We start from the raw sequence: 25,381 nt of genomic DNA, 5'->3' as shown, positions 1-25,381 counted from the left end.
AAATCTGGAAAGTAAACATCAAAAATAAGATAGGCTGTGCCTAATAAATCACAGCCTTATGAATATATTATTTATTGGTTTTATTTTTTTCTAACCATTTTTGCATTTGTTCTATTTCAGGGCCTTGCGCATCAATAATAGCCTGAGCTAGTTTACGCATTTCAGGATCAGTACCATATTTCAACTCGATCTTAGCCATATCAATAGCGCCTAAATGGTGGGCAATCATGCCATCAGCAAAAGCGACATCTGCATTATCGGTATTCATCCCTTTTGCCATATCGGCATGCATCTTATTCATGGAATCATTGAGTTCTTTTTGCATTGGCGAACTGTTATGAGGTGTATCCATATTCATGTTCATGTGTGTATTGTTTGCCATTGCACCAAAAGAGATAGCACTCATTAAAATAACAGCAGTAGGTAAAATCTTTTTCATAACAGTTTCCTTTAATTTATCGTGTAATTGTTATTACTCTAAAGATTCCCCCTAGGGGAAGGTCAATGTTGTTATTCAAAGTTTAATGTTCTTTACCTTTAATGACGTAATTACAAAATAGCCTTTTTAACCCATTTTATTTCAATTGGTTATATCTCTAAATTCAATTTCATATCTCTTTATACACTCAGAATTTCTTTATAAAAGATAGAAAAGTAATGATAACTATTCCCATTTAATATATTTTATTATAAAGTTGCATTATTAATGCAACTTTAAGGCGAGCTATATGGATAATCAAACTACAACGCAGTCTATGTCTCAAGAGCACTCAAAAGCAGGACATACCTTTTTAGCAAGTTTAGGGAAAACACGTTTAAGACCCGGCGGTGTAGAGGCATCTGATTGGTTGATTAATAACGCACATTTTACATCATCAAGCCATGTTCTTGAGATTGCTTGTAATATGGCGACAACTTCAATTGAAATTGCTAAGGAATATGGTTGCCATATTATTGCTGTCGATATGGATGATAATGCTTTAGCTCATGCACAGAATAATGTTGATAAAGCACAATTATCACATTTGATTCAATTAACCAAAGCCAATGCCTTATCTTTGCCTTTTCCTGATAATACGTTTGATATTGTTATAAATGAAGCAATGTTGACAATGTATGCAGATAAAGCCAAAACAAAGCTAGTAAAAGAGTATTACCGTGTTTTAAAACCCGGTGGTTTATTATTAACTCATGATATTATGAAGAAAAATGATGATGTTAATAGAGATAAATTAATCGGTGTAGTGAAATCAAATGTAGCACCAATGTTTAAGCAAGAGTGGCATGATTTATTTATTAATATTGGTTTCTCAGAAGTAAAAATAAAATCTGGCAACATGAGTTTAATGTCACCTATTGGTTTAATTCGTGATGAAGGTTTATTTAGAACAGCTAAGATAATTAAAAATGGATTGGCAAATAAGCAAAATAGACCACGCTTCTTATCAATGTTTCGTTTTTTTAGAGAAAATCGGCATATTTTAAATTACATTGCGTGTTGCTCTAAAAAATAATTCCATCAAGAAAAGCTTATATATCATTTAATGGCACCTAGGTAAAACTAGGTGCTTGTTTTTCTATTAATAAGAATAAATAGAACTGTATACCTCCGTAATAAAATGTAAAAAATAAAAAGAATCGTAATCCAGATTGAACCTGATTTATTTTAACTATATATATTAAAAATAAGCATTAAAAAATAAATATTAAAACAGATATGATTGATATGTGGAGTTTAATATGAAACAGATACTTATTATTGCAGGAGGGATATTATCGCTGACTATTATGTTGGCTATTCTTGTCGCTATTATCATAGTATCTGTCATTAAAGAAAATACCACTGAGTTTTGGAGTGAAAGCCGTGAATTGATTGAAAATTCGTCATCAACAGTACGTAAAACGCTTTCTACCGTAGAAGCAAAACGCGATACGCTTATGGCTATTTATCAATCTAAAGATAATAATGGAAGTTGTCAGCAGCTAGCTGAAAAGCTAAATGATGTTGAAAAAGCACTTTCTAATGGAAATTTAACGCTATCACGACCAGCAAAAGAACAAATTTCAACTATCAAAAATGCTTTTGATGGTTCGACATCACCTACGAAAAATATTGCTTGCGAGCAAGCAATTCAAGTTATTACTGACTTGAGTCAGTAATCTTAATATCCTTTCTATTTTTATTTATCTTTTATCCAACAGTAAGATTATTTTCGGTTATTAAATTAGTATCTCTTAACTTAATTCAATGAATATGCGATATATTTTTCTTGAAAAGAGTATATTTTTATTCTTTACCATAAAGTAGCAATAGGGCATTTATATCTACAATCTTACTATTAAAAGATTATGTTAACGTTAAAAAGAAGTTGCCAAGGGGATTTAAAATCGCGATACGAATATGCTAAAATTGATAGCTGATTCGCTTTAGCAGTGAGATTTGGTGATAATTTGGTTTATTTTTTGTTTCTAACGAAATGTGTTTTTATTTTTAATACTATTTTTTATTTTCAATCTAATAAATCAATTTTAGCGCAAGTAAGAAAAGCAAATCAGACAAAAGCTTCTATCAAAAGCATGGCATATATATCAATATAATTTAAGAAAATATCAATCAATTATGAATATCGCAGCATCAAACGTAAATGAAGTTAGCCGACAAACAGCGTGGATCAGGGTAATAATATTATCATTCGCGGCTTTCGTTTTTAATACAACAGAATTTGTTCCTGTTGCATTGTTAAGTGATATTTCTGAAAGCTTTGGTATGCTCCCAGCTCAAACAGGTTTAATGATCACGATATATGCTTGGGTTGTTGCTTTAATGTCTCTGCCTTTAATGATAATGACAAGTAAAGTTGAGCGACGTAAGTTACTTATTATTTTATTTATACTCTTTATTTTAAGTCATATTTTATCTGGTGTGGCATGGGATTTTAAATCACTGATAGCAGGGCGTATTGGTGTCGCTTTTTCTCATGCAGTATTTTGGTCTATTACTGCATCACTAGCTATTAGAGTAGCACCTGCTGGTAAACGCGCTCAGGCATTAGGTTTATTAGCAACAGGAACAGCACTTGCAACAGTATTAGGTTTACCTATTGGTCGTGTTGTTGGACAGTGGTTAGGATGGCGTGCAACATTTATGGGCATTGGGATATTAGCCTTAATTACTATGTTTGCATTAATGCGTTATTTACCTTTATTACCAAGTGAGCATTCAGGATCACTAAAAAGTGTGCCTATGTTATTAAAGCGCGGCCCACTCATGGGGATCTTTCTATTAACGGTTATTGCCGTAACGGCGCATTTTACAGCGTATAGTTATATCGAGCCTTTTGTGGTTGATATTGCAAATCTGGATCAGAATTTTGCTACGTTGGTGTTATTGATTTTTGGTGGAGCCGGTATCATTGGTAGCGTGTTATTTAGTCGTTATAGCACCAAAATGCCAACATCATTCTTATTTTCAGCCTTAATATTGCTTACTGTTTGTTTAAGCTTATTAATGATCAGTAGCCAGAATCTAACCGCATTTATTGTGCTGATTATATTTTGGGGTATTGGATTTATGTGTATTGGGCTAGGAATGCAGGTGAAAGTGATTGATTTAGCACCTGATGCAACAGATATCGCTATGTCTATTTATTCTGGTATTTTTAATATCGGTATTGGTGCTGGAGCATTGATTGGTAATCAGGTTATTTTACATGCTGGTATGACAAACATTGGCTATGCAGGAACAATATTAAGTATTATTGCAGCGGTTTGGTGTGGTTTTATCTTTAATCGTTATCGTGTTGCTATGGGCGGGGAACCCCGCCAAAAGAATCAACTTCATCAACACTAAATAAGTATTTCTACGATATAAAGGCACTTATTCAATAGGAAGAGTGCCTTTTTTATTTGTTGTAGATGAATATCTGTAATCTCGCTTGTGATAGAATTCACAAAATTGACTTTGTATAGGATTAAGGCGAAAAAATGAATGGATTAACTTACTTAATGTTGGCAATTATATCTGAAGTCATTGCGACAACAATGCTGAAAGCTTCTGATGGTTTTAGCCGATTATATCCATCTATTGTAGTCGTCATTGGTTACTGTCTTTCTTTTTGGGCACTTTCTCAAGTGGTAAGAGTTATGCCATTAGGTATTGCTTATGCAATATGGAGTGGATTAGGGATAGTTTTAGTCTCTGTTGCAGCAGTATTTCTTTATCAACAAAAACTCGATTTACCTGCCATTGTTGGTATGACTTTAATTATTGCTGGTGTTTTAGTTATAAATCTACTTTCAAAAAGTGCTTCACACTAATAGGAATAACTGGAATAAATTAGGGTGTCTTTGATGCAAAAGAAATTTAAAACAGCTTGTTATCTTATTATGTTGACTAGCTTTGCTTTTATTGCAGGATGCAGTAATTCAGCGCAGACACAATATTCATCTACACAAATGGTTAGTAAAAGTCGAACGATACCGACAACCAGCCTTGATATTCCCTTAGAAGAATCAGCCAAGGCAACCTGTGTCTTTTCAGGTGGTGTGCCTTCTTTAAACTATGAATTGCATGGCGGTCAAACGCCAGTGTGTCAATTTGCTAATGGTAAGCGTTGTAGTGAACAAGCTTTAATAGAAGGGGCTTGCATTCCAGGTTAAAGCTTATTTGGGGTTGAATGCTGAATCACCATTTCTCTATTATAAAAATAGCCTTTAGTTTATCGCTAAAGGCTATTTTCTTTTTTATTCTTTTGTCTTAAAAGAACTTGTTATTTGGCTCATTAATACTAATAAACCTACAACAAAATAAGCAGAGAAAATAATAAGCATCCATTGTGGCATTTCTAAAGTTAAGAATTGCCATTGGCTGACAGAGCAATCACCGGTTGCTTGGAATACAGAAGGGAACCAATCTTGCAGGGCAAACCAAGAAGGTAAAGTGACAAAGAAATCACAGGTTGCAAAAGGTGATGGATTCAGAATAAGTTGTGTATGCTCCCAAGCTAGTTCAATTCCTCGGTATGCAGAATAAATCCATAAGAAACTACCCGCCATACGCATAAGAGCCATTTTAGGTGCAGATGCCCCAATCAATGCAGCAACTAAGATCCCTAATACTGCGATACGTTGATAGACGCACATTACGCAAGGCATTAATTCCATTCCGTACTGAAAATACAATGCAGCACCTTCAAGACCTATTGCTGTTAATGCAAGCAACAGCCATGAAAAACGGCTTTGTGACCAGTGACGAAGAGAAGTCAGCATAATAATATCCATTTAAATATTAAATAAAATAAGTGCCTATTCTGCCCAAAAATCAAGCGCAAAAAAAGTTAAAACCTGTTATTTCACAAATATTTACATTCAAGCTTATTTTAATGAAAAAAATAGGACTTTTATCAAATAAAAGTCCTATTTATGTGGTGTAACTGTGGATCTATTGTTATGGAATAGCAACTAAACCAATTTCATAAAACCAGTGTGTTGCAGGAACAAGCCAAAATTCAACAGCCAGTAAACCAAGCAATGTCATTACAATTGTATATGGCAGTGCCATTATCACCATACGGCCATATGATAAACGGATAAGTGGTGATAATGCCGATGTTAATAAGAACAGGAATGCGGCTTGACCATTTGGCGTCGCAACAGAAGGTAAGTTTGTACCTGTATTAATAGCAACACCAATATGTTCATATTGTGATTGGCTAATTAATCCATTTTGCAATGCTGTTAAAGCTTCACTGATATAAACCGTACCCACAAACACGTTATCTGAAATAGCAGATAGTAGACCATTAAAGAGGTAAAAAAGAGACAGTTGTGAGGATTCTGAAGCTTGAAGAACAAACTGAATAATAGGGCCAAATAATTGTTGATCAATAATAACAGCAACAATAGAGAAGAAAACAGTCAATAACGCAGTGAAAGGTAAGGCTTCTTCAAATGCTTTACCAAGAGCGTGTTCTTCTGTGATCCCACAAAATGCAGTGGCAAGAATAATAACAGATAAACCGATAATACCGACTTCTGCTAAATGGAGCGCTAAAGCAACAATCAACCAAATACCAATTAATGCTTGGATCATCAGTTGTGCTTTTTCTTGAGAAGTGCGTTTTTCACTGTTTTTCTTATCGTATTCAGTGAGAACTTTACGAACTAAATCAGGTAATTCAGCACCATAACCAAAGAGCTTAAAGCGTTCTACAAGGTAGCACACTGCAAGGCCAGCAAAGAAAACAGGAATAGTGACAGGTGACATTCTGATAAAGAAGGTCACAAAATCCCACTCTAAATGTTTTGCAATAATAAGGTTTTGTGGTTCACCAACCATGGTCATTACGCCACCTAATGCAGTACCAACACCCGCATGCATCATTAAGCTACGTAAAAAAGCACGGAATTGTTCTAAAGTTTGTTTTTTTTCTGCGGTATCAATAAATCCATCATTATTTAATTCTGCACCTGATTGGTTAGAAGCGAAATTATGATAAATAGAATAGAAACCGAGAGAGACACTGATTACAACCGCGATAACGGTTAAAGCATCTAAAAAGGCAGATAAAAATGCACTTGCGAAGCAAAAGGCAATAGACAACATTCGTTTAGAGCGAATGGATAACAGCAGTTTAGTAAAAGCAAACAGTAATAATTGCTTCATAAAATAGATACCTGCAACCATAAAGACAAGAAGCAAAATCACTTCAAGGTTGTTGGCAATTTCATGACCAATCTGTTTTGGGCTAGTCATACCAATGATGACGGCCTCAATAGCAAGTAATCCTCCGGGTTGTAACGGGTAACACTTTAGCGCCATAGCCAGTGTAAAAATAAATTCTACAACTAATAGCCAACCGGCGACAAAAGGGTCAACAAAGAAAAAAATCAGTGGGTTGATAATTAAAAAAGTAAGAATAGCAAGCTTATACCAATCTGGGGAATTCCCCATAAAGTTCTTTAGTAGTGCTTGTCTTATACTCATATCCATTAGGTTTCTCATCCTCCAAATAGAGATTTTAAGCGCAATGATGCGCAATTTAACCATAGTACGCGCTAATCGCTGTGAAATTAAGCGCCTCAGTAATAATAAATTGATAAAGCTACATCAAGTTTTATGATGCCATTCACTATTTAATGATGGTTGAGCTATATCAAAATTACGCATTCTGATATTATCTTTTCCATTATTAGCAGAAAAATCGCTTCGGAAGAAATAAAAATATGGTTATTAAGGCTCAAAGCCCCGCAGGTTTTGCGGAAGAGTATATTGTTGAAAGCATCTGGAATAATCGTTTTCCTCCTGGATCTATTCTTCCAGCGGAACGTGAGCTCTCTGAATTAATCGGTGTTACAAGAACCACATTAAGAGAAGTGTTACAACGCCTTGCTCGTGATGGTTGGTTAACAATTCAACACGGAAAGCCAACGAAGGTAAACAATTTCTGGGAAACATCAGGCCTTAATATCCTTGAAACAGTCGCTCGTCTCGATCATGATCGAGTACCACAGTTAATAGATAACTTATTGGCCGTCAGAACCAATATCTCAGCTATTTTTATACGTACAGCATTTAGAAATAGCCCTGAAAAATGTATTGAAATTTTAAACCATGAGCTTACTACTGAAAATAGCGCTGATGAGTTTAGTGAACTGGATTACAACATTTTCCGTGGATTGGCGTTTGCATCAGGTAACCCAATTTATGGTCTTATCTTAAACGGCTTAAAAGGGCTTTATACGCGCGTAGGTCGTTATTATTTCTCAAATATTCAAGCCAAAGAACTCGCATTAGCATTCTATAAAAAACTGGCTGCATTATGTGAGCAAAAAGATGTCGAGCATGTCATGGAATGTGTCCGTCAATATGGTAAAGACAGTGGTGTTATCTGGCAAAGTTTACAGTCACCATTACCAAGTGACCTAGAAGAAGTAAAACGCTAATTACGTTTGCTGCTTTATCACAATAGAAAAACCAGTATGCATATAATTTGTGATACTGGTTTTTTTATGCTTTTTAAAAAGCCAATGTGTCATTTTTTAGGCAATGCTTTAAATAGGTTATTTTTAGTAAAAAGAGTAACCAAAGTGAGTTAATTTAGGCGTTATCATCTTAAAATAAGCTAATTTTTAGATTTTAATAAAGTTCCAGTTTTCTTTTCCTACACCTTAAAATCCCTTCAATTTAAAATAATTTACTAATCAATATTTTTATAATTTACAGTAAAAATAATATATCATTGATTTTACTGGTTAATTAAATGTTTTTTTTTGAAAATCATCTGTCGAATAACAATCAAATGTGACTTAACTCTAAAATCTATCTTTTTATTGGCTTAGATGATTATTCTATATTGGCTTTTTGTGTATGGAATATTATTCTTATGTTATATCAATGTAAATTATTGGAGTCTTGCCATGAAAGTGATCATCTTAGGTGGCGGCGTTATTGGTGTAACGAGTGCGTGGTATCTTGTGCAACAAGGCCATGAAGTCATTGTTGTTGATAGACAAAATAGTGCAGCTGAAGAGACGAGTGCAGGTAATGCAGGCCAAATATCTCCAGGGTATGCAACGCCTTGGGGCGCGCCAGGTATTCCATTAAAAGCAGTTAAATGGATGTTTCAAAAGCACGCACCATTAGCGATTAAACCCGATGGCTCACTTTTCCAATTACGTTGGATGTGGCAAATGTTACGTAATTGTGATGCGTCACATTACACTATGAATAAAAGCCGCATGGTGCGTATTGCCGAATATAGCCGTGATTGCATTCGTCAGTTACGCCAAGACACTGGCATTGAATATGAAGGTCGCCAAGGCGGCACTCTGCAACTTTTCCGTGATCAAAAGCAATTTGATAATGCAGCCAATGATATTGCTGTATTAAAGCAAGAAGGCGTTGCTTATGAATTGTTAACTGCGGATCAACTAAAATTAGCCGAACCTGCACTTGAGCATGTTAGTCACAAATTGACAGGTGGTTTACGTTTACCAAATGATGAAACGGGTGATTGCCAAACTTTCACGAAAAGACTCGCTAAAATGGCAGAAGATGCAGGTGTTACTTTCTTGTTTAACAAAGAAATCAAACATTTGTTATTTGATGGTGATAAAGTAGCGGGTGTTCAATGTCATGATGGATTATTAACAGCCGATCATTATGTTGTTGCCATGGGCTCTTATTCAACAGAGTTTTTGAAAAACAAAGTCGCTATTCCAGTTTACCCTCTTAAAGGTTATTCACTTACGATGCCGATTATTGATGCTTCAAGAGCACCAACATCCACTATTTTAGATGAAACTTATAAAATCGCAGTAACTCGTTTTGATGAGCGAATTCGTGTTGGCGGAATGGCAGAAGTCGTTGGTTTTAATCTGGATATTTTAAAATCGCGCTGTGAAACATTAAAAATGGTTGTACAAGATCTCTATCAAGGTGGTGGTGATATTGAGAAAGCCACTTTTTGGACAGGTTTAAGACCTATGACACCTGATGGTACACCAATTGTAGGACCTACGGCTTATCGCAATTTATCATTAAATACAGGGCACGGCACATTAGGTTGGACAATGGCATGTGGCTCTGGACAATTATTGGCTGATTTAATTTCAGGGAATAAACCTGCTATTGCCGCTGATGATTTATCTGTGTTTCGGTATATCGATGGCTTTAATACTAAATTGCTCTTACCGGGGCAAAAACTTGATGCAGCTTATTAATTGAGGAAAAAACATGTCCAGACCCACAAAAGTAACCATTAACCTCGATGCATTAAGCCATAATCTATCTGTTATTAAAGAGAGAGTCAGAGGCAGCAAGGTGTGGTCTGTTGTAAAAGCAGATGCTTATGGACATGGATTATCCTGTGTTTGGCCGGCATTAAGTCATACTGATGGTTTTGCATTAATTGAGTTAGACAAAGCTATCATGTTAAGAGAGCAAGGATGGGTTGGTCCCATCCTTTTACTCGAAGGTTTTTTTAAACCAGAAGATGTCTATTTACTCGAGCGCTATTCACTTACCACCGCAGTGCATTCAGATTGGCAATTTGATGCCATAGAAAAAGCACAATTAGAAAGACCTATCAATATTTATCTTAAGCTTAATAGTGGAATGAACCGTTTAGGTTATCGTCCTGATGCTTATCAACAAGCGATTGATCGTGCGAAAAGTATCAAAAATATTGGTTCAATTATCCAAATGTCGCATTTTGCTAATGCAGATACTGGATTGAACATGAATGCACAAAAGGCCGCCATTAATCAGGCAATGGTAAATGAATTACCTCGGTGTTTGGCAAATTCAGCTGCAACGTTATTTGATCCTGAAACTTATCAAGATTGGGTACGCCCAGGTATTATTTTATATGGTGTTTCGCCTTCGGGTGTTTGGCAAGATATTGCTAATTTCGATTTACAACCCGTAATGACATTTAATAGTGAAATATTAGCCATTCAACAAGTCAAAAAAGGTGAGCAGATAGGTTATGGTAGCCGATATACCGCTGAGCGTGATATGCGGATCGGTGTTGTTGCCTGTGGTTATGCTGATGGTTATCCAAGACACGCACCAGACGGTACACCTGTTATTGTTAATGGACATAAAACACAATTGGTAGGGCGCATCTCTATGGATATGCTAACCATTGATGTTACGGATTTTCCTGATGTCAATTACGGTAGTCCAGTTGAATTATGGGGGAAAGAACTTCCTGTTGATGATGTTGCAATGGCATGTGGCACTATTGGTTACGAATTACTGTGTGCAATAGCACCAAGAGTTATTGTTGAAGTGATGATAAATTTACCTAATTCCACTTTTTCTGATCTAAATGAAAGTTGTTGATAATCACTAAACTAGAATAAGATTAAATTTATTTTGATTTGGTGATCCTATGAGTAACGGCATTGCATTGCGTGTGAAAGGAAAGGTTCAAGGCGTTGGATTTCGCCCATTTGTTTGGCAATTAGCTCATCGTTTTGGTTTATTAGGGCAAGTGAGCAATGATAGTTTGGGGGTATTGATACATTTAACGCCTTCACCTAAAAATGCACTCTTTATAGAGGCATTAAAAGCAGAATGCCCACCATTAGCACGTATTGAACGTATAGAAGAATCACCTTATCAATGGGAACAGCTACCTACTGATTTTATTATTGTAAAAAGTGGTGGTGGCGAAATGGATACACAAGTTGTTCCTGATGCAACAACTTGCCAAGCTTGCATTGATGAATTGTTTGACCCACAAAATCGTCGTTATCATTATCCTTTTATTAACTGCACACATTGTGGTCCTCGTTTTACTATTATAAAAAAAATGCCTTATGACAGGCCTTTTACTTCTATGTCTGAATTTCCATTCTGCCCTGAATGTAAACATGAATATGAAGATCCCGCAGATAGACGGTTTCATGCTCAGCCTAATGCATGCCCTGTATGTGGGCCTCATATCTGGCTTGCAGATAATCAGGGTAAAGAGTTAGCAACGAAAGAGCTTGCATTAACCCAAGCTTGTGAAGCATTACTTGCTGGAAAAATTGTTGCAGTTAAAGGTATTGGTGGTTTTCATTTAGTGTGTGATGCACGTAATAATGAGAGCGTTGCATTATTACGCGAACGCAAGTACCGACCCGCAAAGCCATTAGCTGTGATGATCACAGGAATTGATCAAATTAAAGCAGATAAGCAAGATCTCGATTTTCTTCCTACAGCTATCCAAACATTGCAAAGCACCGCAGCCCCAATTGTATTAGTCCCTAAAACTGTTACACCTAAACTTGCGGAGCTTATTGCGCCGGGATTAACTGAAATTGGTGTTATGTTGCCAGCCAATCCACTGCAACATCTATTAGCGCGTGGTACGAACATTCCTCTTGTTATGACATCAGGAAATGCATCAGGCCATACACCAGCATTAAGTAATGAAGATGCCTTAATGCAATTGAAAGATATTGCAGATTTATTCTTAATGCATAATAGAGAAATTATACAAAGGGCGGATGATTCATTAGTTCGTATTGAGGGTAAACAGAGCGTCATGATCCGACGTTCTCGCGGATATGTACCTGATGCGATTTCATTACCTGAAGATTTTGAGGCGCAACCGTCAGTGCTTGCAATGGGGGGCGATCTCAAAAATGTATTTTGCTTATTACGTCAGCATCAAGCCATTATGGGGCCTCATTTAGGGGATCTTGATGATTTAAGCGTGCGACAACAGTTGGTAAAATCGTTGGCTCTCTTCCAACAAATTTATCGCTTCACCCCTAAAGCAATTGCAATAGATGCACATCCTAACTACATCAGTCATCAGTTGGGTAAGCAGTTTGCTCAAGAGCAAAATATTCCGGTTATTGAAGTCTCTCATCATCATGCACATATTGTTTCTTGTCTTGCTGAACATGGTCATACACATCAACAAGGTGCTGTTATTGGTATTGCTCTTGATGGATTAGGTTTGGGACAAGACGGGACTTTATGGGGTGGAGAATGTTTGCTGGTGGATTATCAGAAATCAGAACGGATTGGTGGGCTTCCTGCGGTTGCTATGCCAGGAGGCAATCTTGCCTCAGTTCAACCTTGGCGAAACTGGTTCGCACATTTAGCTACTTTTTCTAAAGATTGGCAAGGTAGTGTTATCGCCAAAATGATACCTAGTAATGATTTGCAAATATTAAGTAAGGCAGTAGAACGTGGTTTAAATTCGCCTAAAGCCTCTTCTTGTGGTCGGTTTTTTGATGCAGTTTCAGCATCATTAGGATTAGCGCCTAAAGAAATAAGTTGGGAAGGTGAAGCTGCATGTTATTTACAAACGGCGGCATTACAGTGTCATCAAGACAAACAAACAGAAATTATTAAGCAATATGGGCATTTGATGCCTGTAAAAAACAACTTGCTTGATCTATCTGTTTTTTGGACACAATGGGAAGATGTTGATCTTAATGTCAGTGAAAAAGCGTGGTTATTTCATTATTTATTAGCTGAAAGTTTAAGCAAAATTGCATTGCAATGTGCGGATGAACATCAGATTGATACCATTGTACTTACGGGGGGTGTGTTAAATAACATGCTACTCAAACACCTGTTTAAGAAAAAATTAAACAATAAAAAAGTATTAACACCTATGATGTTACCTGCTGGTGATGGCGGTATTGCATTAGGGCAAGCATTGATTGCTACACATTTAATGCAAAAATAAAATAATTATAGGTAAAATAATGCCAGTTTTAGTTAGTTGTGACTGAAATAGGTTTTTGGTTGCTACTTTATTAATGATTAATGACAATATGGAAAATCATCGTGAGTAATAAGAAGATTATCGTTTCTTTGGCCGTTATTGCAGGATTAAGCACGCCAGCAGCATTTGCTGGAGAATGGTCAATTGGTGGTTCAGTTTTAGCACAAGTCACTCCTTATAAAGGGGCTAAATCAAAAGATTATTTATTACCAGTACCGCAAGTTAATTACCAATCAGAGAATTTCTATTTCGCAACGTTAGCGGCGGGATATTACCTATGGAATACACCGAAAGATCAACTTTCTGTTGATTTACACTACTATCCTCAAGCCTTTAAACCAAGCGATAGTGACGATGAGCAAATGAAAAAACTGAATCGTCGCCGTGACACTATGATGGGTGGCTTTACTTATAAACACCACGAATCATGGGGTAGCTTAAGAGCGATCGTTTCTGGTGATATGCTAGGCAAAAGTAACGGTATTATCGCTGACGCCGCTTATTTATATCCTTTCGAATTTGGTAACTGGTCTTTACAACCAGGTGCAGGTGTTGTTTGGGAAAACAAAAAGCAAAACCGTTACGCTTATGGTATTACTCACGCAGAATCTCAACGTAGTGGTTTAGCAGAATATACGCCAAATGATAGCTGGAGACCGTATGTAGAGCTATCGGCGAACTATAAGTTTGCTGAAAACTGGAATTTCTTTGCGATGGGACGTGTTGACCATTTGCCAAGTGAAGTGAAAGACAGCCCAATGGTAAATAAATCTGTTACAGCGATTGTGTGGACAGGTGTGACTTACGCATTCTAATTAGCGAAAATCTAACTAGAATTTAGTAAGATTAGCCATAATAAAAAAAGCTTCGATTCAAACTCGAAGCTTTTTTATGGTGGCAAGATATCAGTAATACTTTATTTTTCGGCAATATTTTTGCGAACACGAACTACCAGAGATAAGCGACCAGGATGAACGTTATCTGGTTTTAATGGTTGGTGAATACGAGCGGTTTCTACGCAAGCCATTTTACGATAGCCACCTGTGCTCATATCTTTCATTGAACTTGCGAGTTCTGCACCGGGGTTCCAACATACCACATCACTATGATGGTAATGATGAACCTCAATTGTGCGATCCCAGCCATCATCATGAATAAGATTAAAATCGTCAGGCTCTGTATAAAGCCTGTCAGTGCGTCCATTGAAGCGTAATGAGGTTTCATCAGTGTAAACCTCTTTATCTGCCACGGTGTCAATGTAGTGGCCTCCTAAGCCAGTTACAGAGACATTATCAATGTCACTCACATTAAAATAAGAGTGAAGGGCGGCTGTCGCTTCATAATCACCGTAAGATTCTAATTCAACCTCACAGGTTGCGCCTAATTTAAAGCGAGCAATAACCGTAAACTCATGAGGCCAATATTTCTGCGTCTGCTGGCTCTCTTTTAGTGTCATGGTAATGAGTACGCCATCCTCTTGCTCTGTGTGAGCACTAAATTCCCAAGGAAGAATTCGTGCAAATCCATGGCTTGGTGTACCTGCTGAAGCAAACCAAGGCCAGCAAATAGGAATACCACCACGAATGGCAACACCGGGAGTGAAGAGAGAGGCTTCGCTTACCCAAAATACAGGATGCTCTTGTGCGGGTTGCCAAGCAATTAAATGTGCGCCTTGAAGACTGATAGCTGCGCGTACTTTAGGATGTGAAATAACAAGGATAGGAAGTTCGCCTAATTGCCGACGACTTAAGTAAGGTGATATTTGTTCAATAATCGGCAAAGAAAAAATTTTCTCATTCATTATTTTATGACCTTATGTCACTGACTATTTCAATACAATAAACTGACTGGCTAGAAAATAAAAGAGCCACCGAAAAGGTGGCTCTAAAAGAAATCGTGACTTTCTAAACTCTAATTATTTAGAGATATGAGAAATCAGATCCAGAACTTTGTTTGAATAACCAACTTCGTTATCGTACCAAGCAACTAATTTAACAAAGTTGTCGTTCAGTGCGATACCTGCTTTAGCATCAAATACTGAAGTCAGAACTTCACCGTTGAAGTCAGTTGAAACAACTGCATCTTCAGTGTAGCCCAGAACGCCTTTCAGTTCGCCTTCAGCTGCTGCTTTGATAGCGTCACAGATTTGAGCGTAAGTTGCTGGTTTTTCCAGACGTGCAGTCAGGTCAACAACAGAAACGTTAGGAGTAGGAACACGGAAAGACATACCAGTCAGTTTGCCGTTCAGTTCAGGGATAACTTTACCTACCGCTTTAGCAGCACCAGTTGATGATGGGATGATGTTTTGAGAAGCACCACGACCACCACGCCAGTCTTTTGCAGATGGACCATCAACAGTACGTTGAGTTGCAGTTGTTGCGTGAACAGTAGTCATCAGACCTTCAACGATACCGAAGTTATCGTTGATAACTTTAGCTAAAGGCGCTAAGCAGTTAGTAGTACAAGATGCGTTAGAAACGATATCTTGGCCTGCGTATGATTTATGGTTTACGCCCATTACGAACATTGGTGTGTTGTCTTTTGAAGGACCAGTCAGAACAACTTTTTTCGCACCAGCTTGGATGTGTTTACGAGCGGTTTCATCAGTTAAGAACAGACCAGTTGCTTCTGCAACAACGTCAGCACCGACTTCGTTCCATTTCAGATTTGCTGGATCTCTTTCTGAAGTTACGCGGATGGTTTTACCATTAACAACGAGGTGGCCATCTTTTACTTCAACAGTACCGTTGAAACGGCCATGAGTTGAATCGTATTTCAGCATGTATGCCATGTAGTCTGCGTCTAACAGATCGTTAATACCTACGATTTCGATATCTGAACGTTCTTGAGCAGCACGGAAAACGATGCGGCCGATACGACCAAAACCATTAATACCTACTTTGATAGTCATATGTATTCCACCAGCTTTAATTTAGTGAATTAAAAAGTTGCTTCTAAAGTTACCAAAACCGCGCCAATCGTCAAGCGGAATCGTGTCAATAATTGCAAAAAATCAATTAAAAAAACACTTTTCGCTTAAAGATTGGTCGTTTTAGCCAAATGTTACGCTGTGTATTATCGGGATCAACGCCGATAAATGAAGTTACCTTTGCTCCGTTATGTGAAATTCATCACATTTCAAAAACTAAAGATTACTCTTGATGATTTTAGACCATATTTTCCAGATTTGTTGTTAAATCTTTGTTATTATTCACTGTTGTTTTAAAAAGCATTTTTCTGGGCAAGAGGTCGACATGGCAGATAATGAAAAGAAAGTGAATATTTCAAGTAATAACAATCACCTTGATTTATCAACACTCAACGAAATGCAACGTTATGTAACGCAACAGCAAGGCACAGAACCGCCATTTAGTGGTAAATTATTACACAACCGTCAAACAGGGATTTATCACTGTTTATGTTGTTCTGCTCCTCTGTTTTATTCAGATACAAAATTTGATGCGGGATGTGGTTGGCCAAGCTTTTATCAACCTGTTAGTGATAATGCAATTCGCTATATTGATGATTTTTCTCATAATATGAAAAGAACTGAAATCCGTTGTCAGCAATGTGATGCACATTTAGGTCATGTTTTTAATGATGGCCCAGCTCCAACAGGGGAGCGTTATTGTGTTAATTCAGCATCTCTTTCATTTACGAATAGTGAAACAGGCGAAAAACAAGTCGGTTAACTCAATTAAGTTAACAAAATAATAACAACTGAAAAAACGATTCAGCCATTTCAAATGATTATTTAGCTTATGGAGCAATCAATGGAAGTTAATGAACTTATTTCGATGGTAACCCCTGAAATTTATCAGCGTATTTCAACCGCAGTTGAACTAGGTAAATGGCCTGATGGTGTTGCATTGACCGATGAGCAAAAAGAACATTGCATGCAGATTGTTTTATTATGGCAGGCGAAAAATAACCACACACCTGAGCATATGACGGTAGGCACTAATGGACAAATTACCATGAAGAGCAAACAAGAATTAAAAGCTCAGTTTCAATCTGAACGTTTAGCGACGTTAACGCCAATGGATGATGAATAAAACCTGTGTTGAATGGATAGAATAAATATAAAAAGAGGCTATTTATTAACCGAACTGGTTAAAATTAGCCCCTTTTTCATTTTATGAAGATAAAGAAAATAACGAACTTATTGATTGTTACGATTAAGCCAATGTGCTGAATCAATTAATGCTGCGCCTTTTGCTCTCATCTCTTCTAGTGCTTTTTCGCTATCGTCATCTTGAATATTGACACCGCGACAACCGTCTGTAACAACTGAAACCTGATATCCTAATAACAACGCATCTAGCACTGTAAATTTGACACAGTAATCCGTAGCAATTCCTAAAATATAAAGATGTTTTATATTTAATGTCTGCAAAAGTGTATGCAAGCCTGTTTGGTATTCATGGTCGTTATCAAAAAAAGCACTATAACTATCAATAAGGTGATTTTGCCCTTTGTAAATAATATGATTAATCAGTGCTTGGTTTAATTCAGGATGAAATGCAGCGCCATAAGAATTTTGTACGCAATGTACTGGCCACCAAACTTGTGGTAATCCATTAAGAGTACCTACCTCTCCCACAACTGTGCCTGAATTTTCAGCAAAGCTAAGATGATCGGCTGGATGCCAGTCTAAACTGGCGATAATAGGATTTTTAGATTGCTTGAAACTATGAATAAGTTGATTGGCTGTTTGTATAACTATGTCGCTTTCATTAACAGCTAATGCACCACCTGTACAAAAATCATTTTGTATATCAACTAATAACAGTGCAGAATTTTTCACCACTTTTACCTTTAGATTAAACTTAGTCGTTATCGTCTAATGTCATTTCACCGCGTAGGTTTTGTTGCATTAGTCGGCAGATTTCAGTGTAATTATATTGTTGGCTAAGAAGATAATGCAGTTTAGTTAATGTTGCTTCAAATGTCATATCAAAGCCACTGATCACCCCAACTTCCGCTAATGCTTGACCTGTTGCATAACCTTCCATATTCACTCGGCCAGAAATACATTGTGTAAGGTTGATAACAACAATACCACGCTCTGTTGCTTCACGTAGGGTAGAAAGTAAAGCTGGGTGTGATGGTGCATTACCGACACCATAAGAGCGCAATATTAAGGCTTTCACAGGTTGCATCAGGATGTTTTTAACGACTTCATCGGAAAGACCCGGATAAATTGTGACAACACCGATAGGTTGAGGCGTAATATTATGTGCAGTAAATTCACCATTTCCTTTAGGAAAGGAATTAATTTTAAATTGTTTAATATTAATGCCCGCTTCTAACAGTGGTGCGCTATTTGGCGATGCAAAGGCATTAAAGCCGTCGGCATGTGCTTTTACGGTGCGGTTTCCGCGATACAGCGTGTTATTGAAAAATAGAGCCACTTCATTAATTGGATGATGAGCAGCGAGATAAAGCGCATTTAATAGGTTTGTTTGTCCATCAGACCGTAAGGCTTCTAAAGGAATTTGAGAGCCAGTAACAATAATAGGCTTGCTAAGATTCTCAAACATAAAAGAGAGTGCAGAAGCAGTAAATGCCATTGTATCAGTACCATGAAGAATAACGAATCCATCATAGTTGTGATAATTTTCACTAATATCATCAGCAATAGATTGCCAATCTTCAGGGGTAATATTTGAAGAGTCGATCAGCGGAAGATGCTCTTTGATTGTGAAATCAGGCATTTCTTCGCGATGGAACTCTGGCATTTTGGCTAATTGGCGTTGTAAATGTCCTGATACAGGAATATAGCCGTGTTCAGAATGTTGCATACCAATAGTACCACCCGTGTATACAACGTAGATTGATTTCTTTTGCATCAGACAAAACACTCTTATTAGGCTGTGAGAAATACCTGATTATAGGGAGTTTACAGAATAAAAAAAGGAAAGGATGCTAAAAAAAGAAAATAGAGATTAATGAATATCTGCTTTAAATCATTGTGTTAAAAATACTATTGATAAAAACGGGCAAAAAATAATCGTCAGTATATTATGCTAAACAAAGTCAGGAAAAAAAGAGAAAAACACCTGCTCTGAAAGAGCAGGTGTTGAAACAAAAACGGCTATTGAATATCACCACAAGATAAGCAATACGCATAACGGTTAAGCGGATCATTCATATTGCGATAAAACTCCGTTTGTGATTTTACTTCTCTTAAAACAGGGGCTGGTAAATAAGCTTGTAATGGATCAGGGATAATAGCTTTTGCATTATTTGATAAGCTCATGATTATCTGTTCAGAGAGACTTAATTCTGGCTTCATCCAATCAATAACAGGCTCTTTAATTTTTGCCATTTTAGCAACGGCATCAATGGCATCATCAAAATCACCAAACTCATCGACTAAGCCCACATTTTTTGCATCTATTCCTACCCACACTCGACCTTGAGCAATACGATCAATTTGAGCTGGCGTTTTTTTACGAGATTCAGCCACTAAATTAAGAAATGTTTTATAACCACTTTCGATATTCAGTTGTAACAACTCGGCAAATTCTTCAGGCAACTTATTGGTGACAGATAATCCTGCTAAAGGTGATGTTGTGACACCATCGGTATAAACACCAATAGACTCTAGGCTGTTTTCAAAGGTATTAATAACACCGAAAATACCAATAGAACCCGTTAATGTTGAAGGACTAGCAATAATCTTATTTGCAGGTGTGGAGATCCAATATCCTCCTGATGCTGCTAATCCTCCCATTGAAACAACCACATGTTTTTTCTGTTGTTTAAAGGCTTCAACTTCACTGCGAATTTGTTCTGATGCTGAAACACTACCACCTGGGCTATTTACACGTAATACAAGTGCTCGAATATTAGGATCTAAACGGGCTTGGCGAATTTGATTTGCAATGGTGGAACCGCCTGCGGAGCCCGGAATGCTTTCGCCGTCAATAATGGCGCCTTGAACAACGACTACGGCAATATTACCTTCATCATTTGCAGGTAATGATGAAGTTAACGTATCGGCATAATCATAAATACTGATATTGTTAAATTGCTTGTTCTCTTTATCCCACTGAAAGGTTTCTGTCATATCAGCTTCAAATTGAGCGTATGAGCTGACAGAATCCACTAATTTACGATTTAGCGCATAAGTTGCGTTATCCCCATCTGCATTGCGTAGCTGTGCAATCATCTCTTTTGCACCTGGGAAAACATCTTCTGTGGTAATGCTACGGTTTTCTGCCACTTGAGTTAAATAAGTAGACCACAGCGCATTAACTAAACGTAATGAAGCTTCTCGAGATTCCGCAGACATATCATTGCGCATTAACGGTTCAACCGCAGATTTATACGTTCCTACGCGGAAAATATGAGTACTTACTTTTAAATTTTCTAACAGTGTTTTGTAATAGAGATTTTGAAAGCCAAAACCATAAACACCCACTGCACCTTGAGGTGTGAGATAAATTTTATCTGCATAAGAAGCGAGATAATATTGCGGCTGACTGTAATAGCCACTCACTGCAAAAATCGGTTTGCCTGTTTTTTTAAATTCAGTAAGTGCCTTACCAATATAATTTAGCGAAGGCTGATCTGCGCCGACAAATTCATCAAGTTTAAGCACCATACCTTTAATTTTCGGATCTTGAGAGGCTAGGCGTAGTGTATCGACGACTTCAAATAATGAATTTTCTTGGAGCTGGCTACCCGAAACGCCTAAAAGCTCACGCCCAACTTCCCCTAAAGGATTTTGGGTTGCAGTTTGGTCAACAATCACACCTTTAAGATCAACAAGAAGGGCGCCTTCATAATCCATTGGTTTTTGTGCTTCTTTGCTAATTAAGAAAATACCAATGACCACAAAGAGAAGGAAAAAGAAAATAACGTTTAAGATTAATTTTCTGATAAAGTTAATGGCTTGCCAACTGAATTTTAATATTGCGCCGATTAACTCCATAATTTTATTCATATTATCTCCACATCATGTAAAGCTAAAATTTAATCCTAAACAGTCATGCTAGAATTATTGGTAAGCAGGCTACATCTACATAATCTCATACTATTAAAACAAAAAATGTTGTTATCAATAGAGAGAATAGTAATAACAATAAAGGAATATTCTAATATAGCTCTTATTGAATGTCTGTCATTGATTTTTAGGAAAACACTAATGATAACTTTTTACTTAAGATGTTATTAAGCAAACATTTATCTTACGTAAAAATAGTTAAATAAATTCACACAAAAAGGCATCAAAGTAATATAGAAAATCGTCAAATTAAAAAGAAAAATAGGATCAAAATCAGCTTAAATTAACTTAGTAAGCTAAGATTAATCATTTTATGAACAATAAATTACGATTAAATGACCACATACCTGATTTTTAGAAAAATTCCCGCCTAAATCTGCGGATGGTGGTAATATAACAGTTTGTTATACTGCGAATTGATAAGAACTGTCCATCCCCATAAGAATGGGATCTTGCTAAAATAAAATGCTGACAGGAGAATAAAAATGGATGCATTAACACTGCTTTTGAACCGCCGTTCAGCTTCCCGACTGACTACTCCAGCCCCCGATAGTGAAGCCCTCAATACTATTTTACAAGCCGGTATGCGCGCGCCTGATCATGGTGCACTTAAGCCGTGGCATTTCGTTGTGATGCAAAATGAAGGCATTGAACGTTTTAGCCAATTACTACATAAAGCCGCGGTTGTGGGTAATTTAGGGCCAGAAGTTGAAGAAAAAGCAAAAAATGCACCTTTTCGTGCCCCATTGATCATCACGGTCATTGCGAAAGTGAAAGATCATCCTAAAGTTCCTGAATGGGAGCAAGTTGTTGCAGCCGGTTGTAGCGTACAAGCAATGCAAATGGCCGCTGTTGCTCAAGGATTTGGGGGGATTTGGCGTTCAGGCTCTTGGACTCATGATGCAGTTGTAAGAGAAGGACTTGGCTGTGGTGAACATGACCAGATTATTGGTTTCCTTTATTTAGGCACGCCAGCCCTGAAAGCGCCAATGACGGTTTCTCCTGCTGACTTAACTGATTTTGTGACTTATTTTTAAAAAGGATGGCATGTTATGTCTGAAGCAATTCGTTTAACACAATACAGTCATGGTGCAGGTTGTGGTTGTAAGATCTCGCCAAAAGTTTTAGAAACCATTTTACATAGCGAACAAGCTAAGTTTCATGATCCTCACTTACTTGTAGGTAATGAAACCAAAGATGATGCTGCTGTTTATGATTTAGGAAATGGCACAGGTATTATCAGTACTACTGATTTCTTTATGCCAATCGTTGATAATCCTTATGATTTTGGGCGTATCGCTGCAACGAATGCAATCAGTGATATTTTTGCAATGGGCGGAAAACCTATTATGGCAATCGCTATTTTAGGCTGGCCTATTAGTAAACTGGCACCTGAAATTGCGCGTGAAGTGATTGAGGGTGGTCGAGCTGCTTGCCAAGAAGCAGGCATTTCACTGGCTGGTGGTCACTCAATTGATGCGCCAGAACCTATTTTTGGCCTTGCCGTTACAGGTGTCGTGCCTGTGAGCAAAGTGAAGAAAAACAGTGAAGCTAAAGCAGGATGTCAGCTCTTTTTAACTAAACCTTTGGGTATTGGTGTATTAACAACGGCTGAGAAAAAAGGTTTGTTAAAACCAGAGCACCAAGGTTTAGCAACAGAAATTATGTGCCGTATGAATAAAGCCGGTTCTGATTTTTCTGATATCGAAGGCGTCACTGCAATGACAGACGTTACAGGATTCGGTTTATTAGGGCATTTAAGCGAAATCTGTGATGGCTCTGGTGTACAAGCCACCATTCATTTCTCACAAGTCCCAAGATTGCCAGAAGTAGAGTCTTATATTGAACAAGGCTGTGTTCCTGGTGGTACAGGTCGTAACTTTGAAAGTTATGGTCATTTAATTGGTGAGATCACTGAAATGCAACGTAAATTACTCTGTGATCCGCAAACATCAGGTGGCTTATTATTAGCTGTATTACCTGAAGCCGTGGAACAGGTTAAAGAGGTCGCTGCTCGTTTTGATATTGAACTAACCTCTATCGGTGAGTTAACTGAGCCAGTGGCAGGAAAAGCGTTGATTGAAGTGACTAACTAACGTAATGAGATTATTTATTGCAGAAAAACCCAGCCTTGCTCGCGCTATTGCTGATGTATTGCCAAAGCCCCATAAACGGGGCGATGGCTTTATTCTTTGTGGTGATAACCAGTATGTGACGTGGTGTGTTGGTCACTTACTTGAACAAGCTGAGCCGGATGCATACGACCCGCGGTACGCCCGCTGGTCGTTAGATGATTTGCCCATTATTCCTGAAAAATGGCAACTCAAGCCCCGAGCTGATGTTAAAAAGCAGCTAGAAACCATCAAAACACTACTTAAGCAGGCAAAAGAAGTGATCCACGCGGGGGACCCCGATCGTGAAGGTCAGCTCTTAGTCGATGAAGTACTTAACTATTTAAATATCAGTGAAGAGCAAAGAAAACAGGCGCGTCGTTGCTTAATTAATGACTTAAACCCAGCGGCAGTGACGCGAGCTATTGATAAGCTACGTTATAACCATGAGTTTGTACCATTGTGCGTATCTGCTTTAGCGCGAGCAAGAGCAGATTGGCTTTATGGTATTAACATGACTCGAGCGTATACGCTATTAGGTCAGCGTAATGGTTATCAAGGTGTATTGTCAGTAGGGCGAGTACAAACGCCAGTATTAGGCTTAGTGGTTCGGCGTGATGAAGAAATTGAAAACTTCGTTCCTAAAGATTTTTTTGAAGTTAAAGCACATGTTGTAACACCTGCCGATGAACGCTTTACCGCGATTTGGCAACCAAGTGAACATTGTGAACCTTGGCAAGATGAAGAAGGGCGATTATTAAATCGTAAGCTTGCAGAGCATGTTGTTGAGAGAATTCAAGGCAAGCCAGCGAATGTTACAGATTACCAAGATAAACAAGAGTCTGAAATTGCCCCATTACCCTTTTCGCTTTCAGCGTTACAAATTGAAGCGGCAAAACGTTTTGGTTTAAGCGCACAACAAGTCTTAGATACCTGCCAGCGATTATATGAAACGCATAAATTAATTACTTATCCGCGTTCTGATAGCCGTTATCTTCCTGATGAACATTTTGCTGGCCGCCATGCCGTTATTAATGCGATCAGCACACATGACGCAAGCTTATTACCGCAAGATACTCTAGATATTGATAAAAAGAATCGTTGCTGGGATGATAAAAAAGTTGATGCTCACCATGCAATTATTCCAACGGCAAAAACGGGCAATATCTCATTAAGTGAAAATGAGAAAAATATTTATTATCTCGTGGCTCGCCAATATCTAATGCAATTTATGCCTGATGCTGTCTATCGTAAATGCGTTATTGAACTTGATATTGAGAATGGCAAATTTATCGCTAAAGCGCGTTTTTTAGCGCAAGCAGGATGGCGAGTTTTATTAGGTGCGAAAGAGCAAGATGCTGAAAATGACGGCTCTGCATTGCCAATAGTGGCTAAGGGTGATGAACTGCTGTGTGAAAAGGGAGAGATTGTTGAAAAGCAAACGCAGCCTCCAAGACCTTTTACTGATGCAACATTGCTTTCTGCTATGACTGGAATTGCGCGCTTTGTTCAAGATAAAGAGCTTAAGAAAATCCTAAGAGCAACGGATGGATTAGGCACTGAGGCGACAAGAGCGGGAATTATTGAGCTGTTATTTAAGCGTGGTTTTTTGCAAAAGAAAGGGCGAGCCATTAATTCAACCCCAGCGGGTAGAGCATTAATTCATGTATTGCCAGATATGGCAACTTTACCGGATATGACTGCACATTGGGAATCGATACTCACGCAAATTAGTGAGAAACAATTTAAATATCAAGATTTTATGATGCCATTAAATAACACCTTGATAGAGTTGATTACTCAAGCGAAGCGTCGTCCAAATATTCAAGCTTTCAGAAATCTTCCCGCACCCGCGCATAATAAAAAGCGCAAGACAGCAACTAAAGGAAGTAACAAAGCAAGCCCCGCGAAAAATAAAGCGCAGAGTAAAGAAACAACTACTGATAATTAAGCACAAATAAAAAAGCACTTCCTTTATTATTTAGGGAAGTGCTTTTACTGAATTAAGATTTTAT

Annotated in this window: 23 protein-coding genes; 15 read left to right on the top strand and 8 right to left on the bottom strand. The window is 37.7% G+C overall.

Annotation, left to right across the window (positions count from 1 at the left end; all coding sequences use genetic code 11):
- Positions 1–67: 67 nt before the first annotated feature.
- A complete protein-coding gene (gene copM, locus JEP71_RS02700; RefSeq protein WP_109373579.1) occupies positions 68–439 on the bottom strand; it encodes a CopM family metallochaperone in 372 nt (123 codons plus the stop codon).
- A 289-nt stretch (positions 440–728) separates the two neighbouring features.
- On the opposite strand from copM, the gene JEP71_RS02695 reads away from it, so the two are divergent.
- From JEP71_RS02695 to JEP71_RS02675, 5 genes are all read left to right on the top strand, one after another.
- A complete protein-coding gene (locus JEP71_RS02695) occupies positions 729–1,514 on the top strand; it encodes a class I SAM-dependent methyltransferase (RefSeq protein WP_232797460.1) in 786 nt (261 codons plus the stop codon).
- Between the two features lie 226 nt (positions 1,515–1,740).
- Positions 1,741–2,160, top strand: a complete 420-nt coding sequence (locus tag JEP71_RS02690; RefSeq protein ID WP_198619913.1) for a hypothetical protein — start codon at positions 1,741–1,743, stop codon at positions 2,158–2,160.
- 460 nt (positions 2,161–2,620) lie between these two features.
- On the top strand, positions 2,621–3,850 hold the full coding sequence (locus JEP71_RS02685; RefSeq protein WP_198625708.1) for a sugar transporter: 1,230 nt from the start codon (positions 2,621–2,623) through the stop codon (positions 3,848–3,850).
- Positions 3,851–3,984: 134 nt separating this feature from the next.
- Entirely contained in the window at positions 3,985–4,317 is a 333-nt protein-coding gene (locus tag JEP71_RS02680; RefSeq protein WP_023581949.1) for an SMR family transporter, read from the top strand.
- A gap of 33 nt (positions 4,318–4,350) precedes the next feature.
- Entirely contained in the window at positions 4,351–4,659 is a 309-nt protein-coding gene (locus tag JEP71_RS02675; RefSeq protein WP_198619915.1) for a putative hemolysin, read from the top strand.
- Positions 4,660–4,743: 84 nt separating this feature from the next.
- Here the strand turns inward: JEP71_RS02675 and dsbB are convergent, their stop codons facing one another.
- Together dsbB and nhaB are read right to left on the bottom strand one after the other, a co-directional pair.
- Positions 4,744–5,268: a disulfide bond formation protein DsbB gene (gene dsbB, locus JEP71_RS02670; RefSeq protein WP_109373574.1), complete on the bottom strand. Its 525-nt coding sequence runs from the start codon at positions 5,266–5,268 to the stop codon at positions 4,744–4,746.
- A gap of 178 nt (positions 5,269–5,446) precedes the next feature.
- Positions 5,447–6,991, bottom strand: coding sequence for a sodium/proton antiporter NhaB (gene nhaB / locus JEP71_RS02665; protein ID WP_109373573.1), 1,545 nt, complete (start codon positions 6,989–6,991; stop codon positions 5,447–5,449).
- A gap of 233 nt (positions 6,992–7,224) precedes the next feature.
- Between nhaB and fadR the strand changes: the two genes are divergently transcribed.
- From fadR to JEP71_RS02640, 5 genes are all read left to right on the top strand, one after another.
- On the top strand, positions 7,225–7,944 hold the full coding sequence (gene fadR, locus JEP71_RS02660; protein ID WP_109373572.1) for a fatty acid metabolism transcriptional regulator FadR: 720 nt from the start codon (positions 7,225–7,227) through the stop codon (positions 7,942–7,944).
- 474 nt (positions 7,945–8,418) lie between these two features.
- Complete coding sequence (locus tag JEP71_RS02655) at positions 8,419–9,723, top strand: D-amino acid dehydrogenase (RefSeq protein ID WP_109373571.1); 1,305 nt, start codon at positions 8,419–8,421, stop codon at positions 9,721–9,723.
- A gap of 13 nt (positions 9,724–9,736) precedes the next feature.
- Complete coding sequence (gene alr, locus JEP71_RS02650) at positions 9,737–10,849, top strand: alanine racemase (RefSeq protein WP_198619916.1); 1,113 nt, start codon at positions 9,737–9,739, stop codon at positions 10,847–10,849.
- Between the two features lie 49 nt (positions 10,850–10,898).
- Positions 10,899–13,202, top strand: coding sequence for a carbamoyltransferase HypF (hypF, locus tag JEP71_RS02645; RefSeq protein ID WP_198625707.1), 2,304 nt, complete (start codon positions 10,899–10,901; stop codon positions 13,200–13,202).
- Between the two features lie 101 nt (positions 13,203–13,303).
- Positions 13,304–14,056, top strand: coding sequence for a MipA/OmpV family protein (locus JEP71_RS02640; protein WP_198619918.1), 753 nt, complete (start codon positions 13,304–13,306; stop codon positions 14,054–14,056).
- A gap of 101 nt (positions 14,057–14,157) precedes the next feature.
- Here JEP71_RS02640 and JEP71_RS02635 read toward each other — a convergent pair whose 3' ends face one another.
- A complete protein-coding gene (locus JEP71_RS02635; protein WP_196532547.1) occupies positions 14,158–15,042 on the bottom strand; it encodes a D-hexose-6-phosphate mutarotase in 885 nt (294 codons plus the stop codon).
- Positions 15,043–15,156: 114 nt separating this feature from the next.
- Positions 15,157–16,152, bottom strand: coding sequence for a glyceraldehyde-3-phosphate dehydrogenase (gene gapA / locus JEP71_RS02630; RefSeq protein ID WP_109372088.1), 996 nt, complete (start codon positions 16,150–16,152; stop codon positions 15,157–15,159).
- A 343-nt stretch (positions 16,153–16,495) separates the two neighbouring features.
- Here gapA and msrB point away from each other — a divergent pair, with 343 nt between their 5' ends.
- Both msrB and JEP71_RS02620 read left to right on the top strand, forming a co-directional pair.
- Entirely contained in the window at positions 16,496–16,933 is a 438-nt protein-coding gene (gene msrB / locus JEP71_RS02625; RefSeq protein ID WP_196532548.1) for a peptide-methionine (R)-S-oxide reductase MsrB, read from the top strand.
- 81 nt (positions 16,934–17,014) lie between these two features.
- Positions 17,015–17,296, top strand: a complete 282-nt coding sequence (locus JEP71_RS02620) for a YeaC family protein (protein ID WP_100160296.1) — start codon at positions 17,015–17,017, stop codon at positions 17,294–17,296.
- A 107-nt stretch (positions 17,297–17,403) separates the two neighbouring features.
- Here the strand turns inward: JEP71_RS02620 and pncA are convergent, their stop codons facing one another.
- From pncA to sppA, 3 genes are all read right to left on the bottom strand, one after another.
- Positions 17,404–18,048, bottom strand: coding sequence for a bifunctional nicotinamidase/pyrazinamidase (gene pncA / locus JEP71_RS02615; RefSeq protein WP_198625706.1), 645 nt, complete (start codon positions 18,046–18,048; stop codon positions 17,404–17,406).
- Positions 18,049–18,070: 22 nt separating this feature from the next.
- A complete protein-coding gene (ansA, locus tag JEP71_RS02610) occupies positions 18,071–19,093 on the bottom strand; it encodes an asparaginase (protein ID WP_109372094.1) in 1,023 nt (340 codons plus the stop codon).
- Positions 19,094–19,338: 245 nt separating this feature from the next.
- Positions 19,339–21,195: a signal peptide peptidase SppA gene (gene sppA / locus JEP71_RS02605; RefSeq protein WP_198625705.1), complete on the bottom strand. Its 1,857-nt coding sequence runs from the start codon at positions 21,193–21,195 to the stop codon at positions 19,339–19,341.
- Positions 21,196–21,740: 545 nt separating this feature from the next.
- Between sppA and JEP71_RS02600 the strand changes: the two genes are divergently transcribed.
- The 3 genes from JEP71_RS02600 to JEP71_RS02590 are packed head-to-tail and all read left to right on the top strand — an operon-like array spanning position 21,741 to position 25,317.
- Positions 21,741–22,292, top strand: a complete 552-nt coding sequence (locus JEP71_RS02600) for an NAD(P)H nitroreductase (RefSeq protein ID WP_023581966.1) — start codon at positions 21,741–21,743, stop codon at positions 22,290–22,292.
- A 15-nt stretch (positions 22,293–22,307) separates the two neighbouring features.
- The gene (selD, locus tag JEP71_RS02595; RefSeq protein ID WP_109372098.1) at positions 22,308–23,351 is read left to right on the top strand and encodes a selenide, water dikinase SelD; all 1,044 of its coding nucleotides are present in this window, start codon (positions 22,308–22,310) and stop codon (positions 23,349–23,351) included.
- Between the two features lie 4 nt (positions 23,352–23,355).
- Positions 23,356–25,317 carry a DNA topoisomerase III gene (locus tag JEP71_RS02590; protein WP_198619924.1) on the top strand — a complete coding sequence of 654 codons (1,962 nt, stop codon included), beginning with the start codon at positions 23,356–23,358 and terminating at the stop codon, positions 25,315–25,317.
- Positions 25,318–25,381 lie beyond the last annotated feature (64 nt).

This window comes from Proteus sp. PR00224, assembly GCF_016238105.1.
GTDB lineage: Bacteria > Pseudomonadota > Gammaproteobacteria > Enterobacterales > Enterobacteriaceae > Proteus.
Note: the sequence above shows the minus strand (reverse complement) of the source record. Positions and strands in the feature narration are given on the sequence as shown.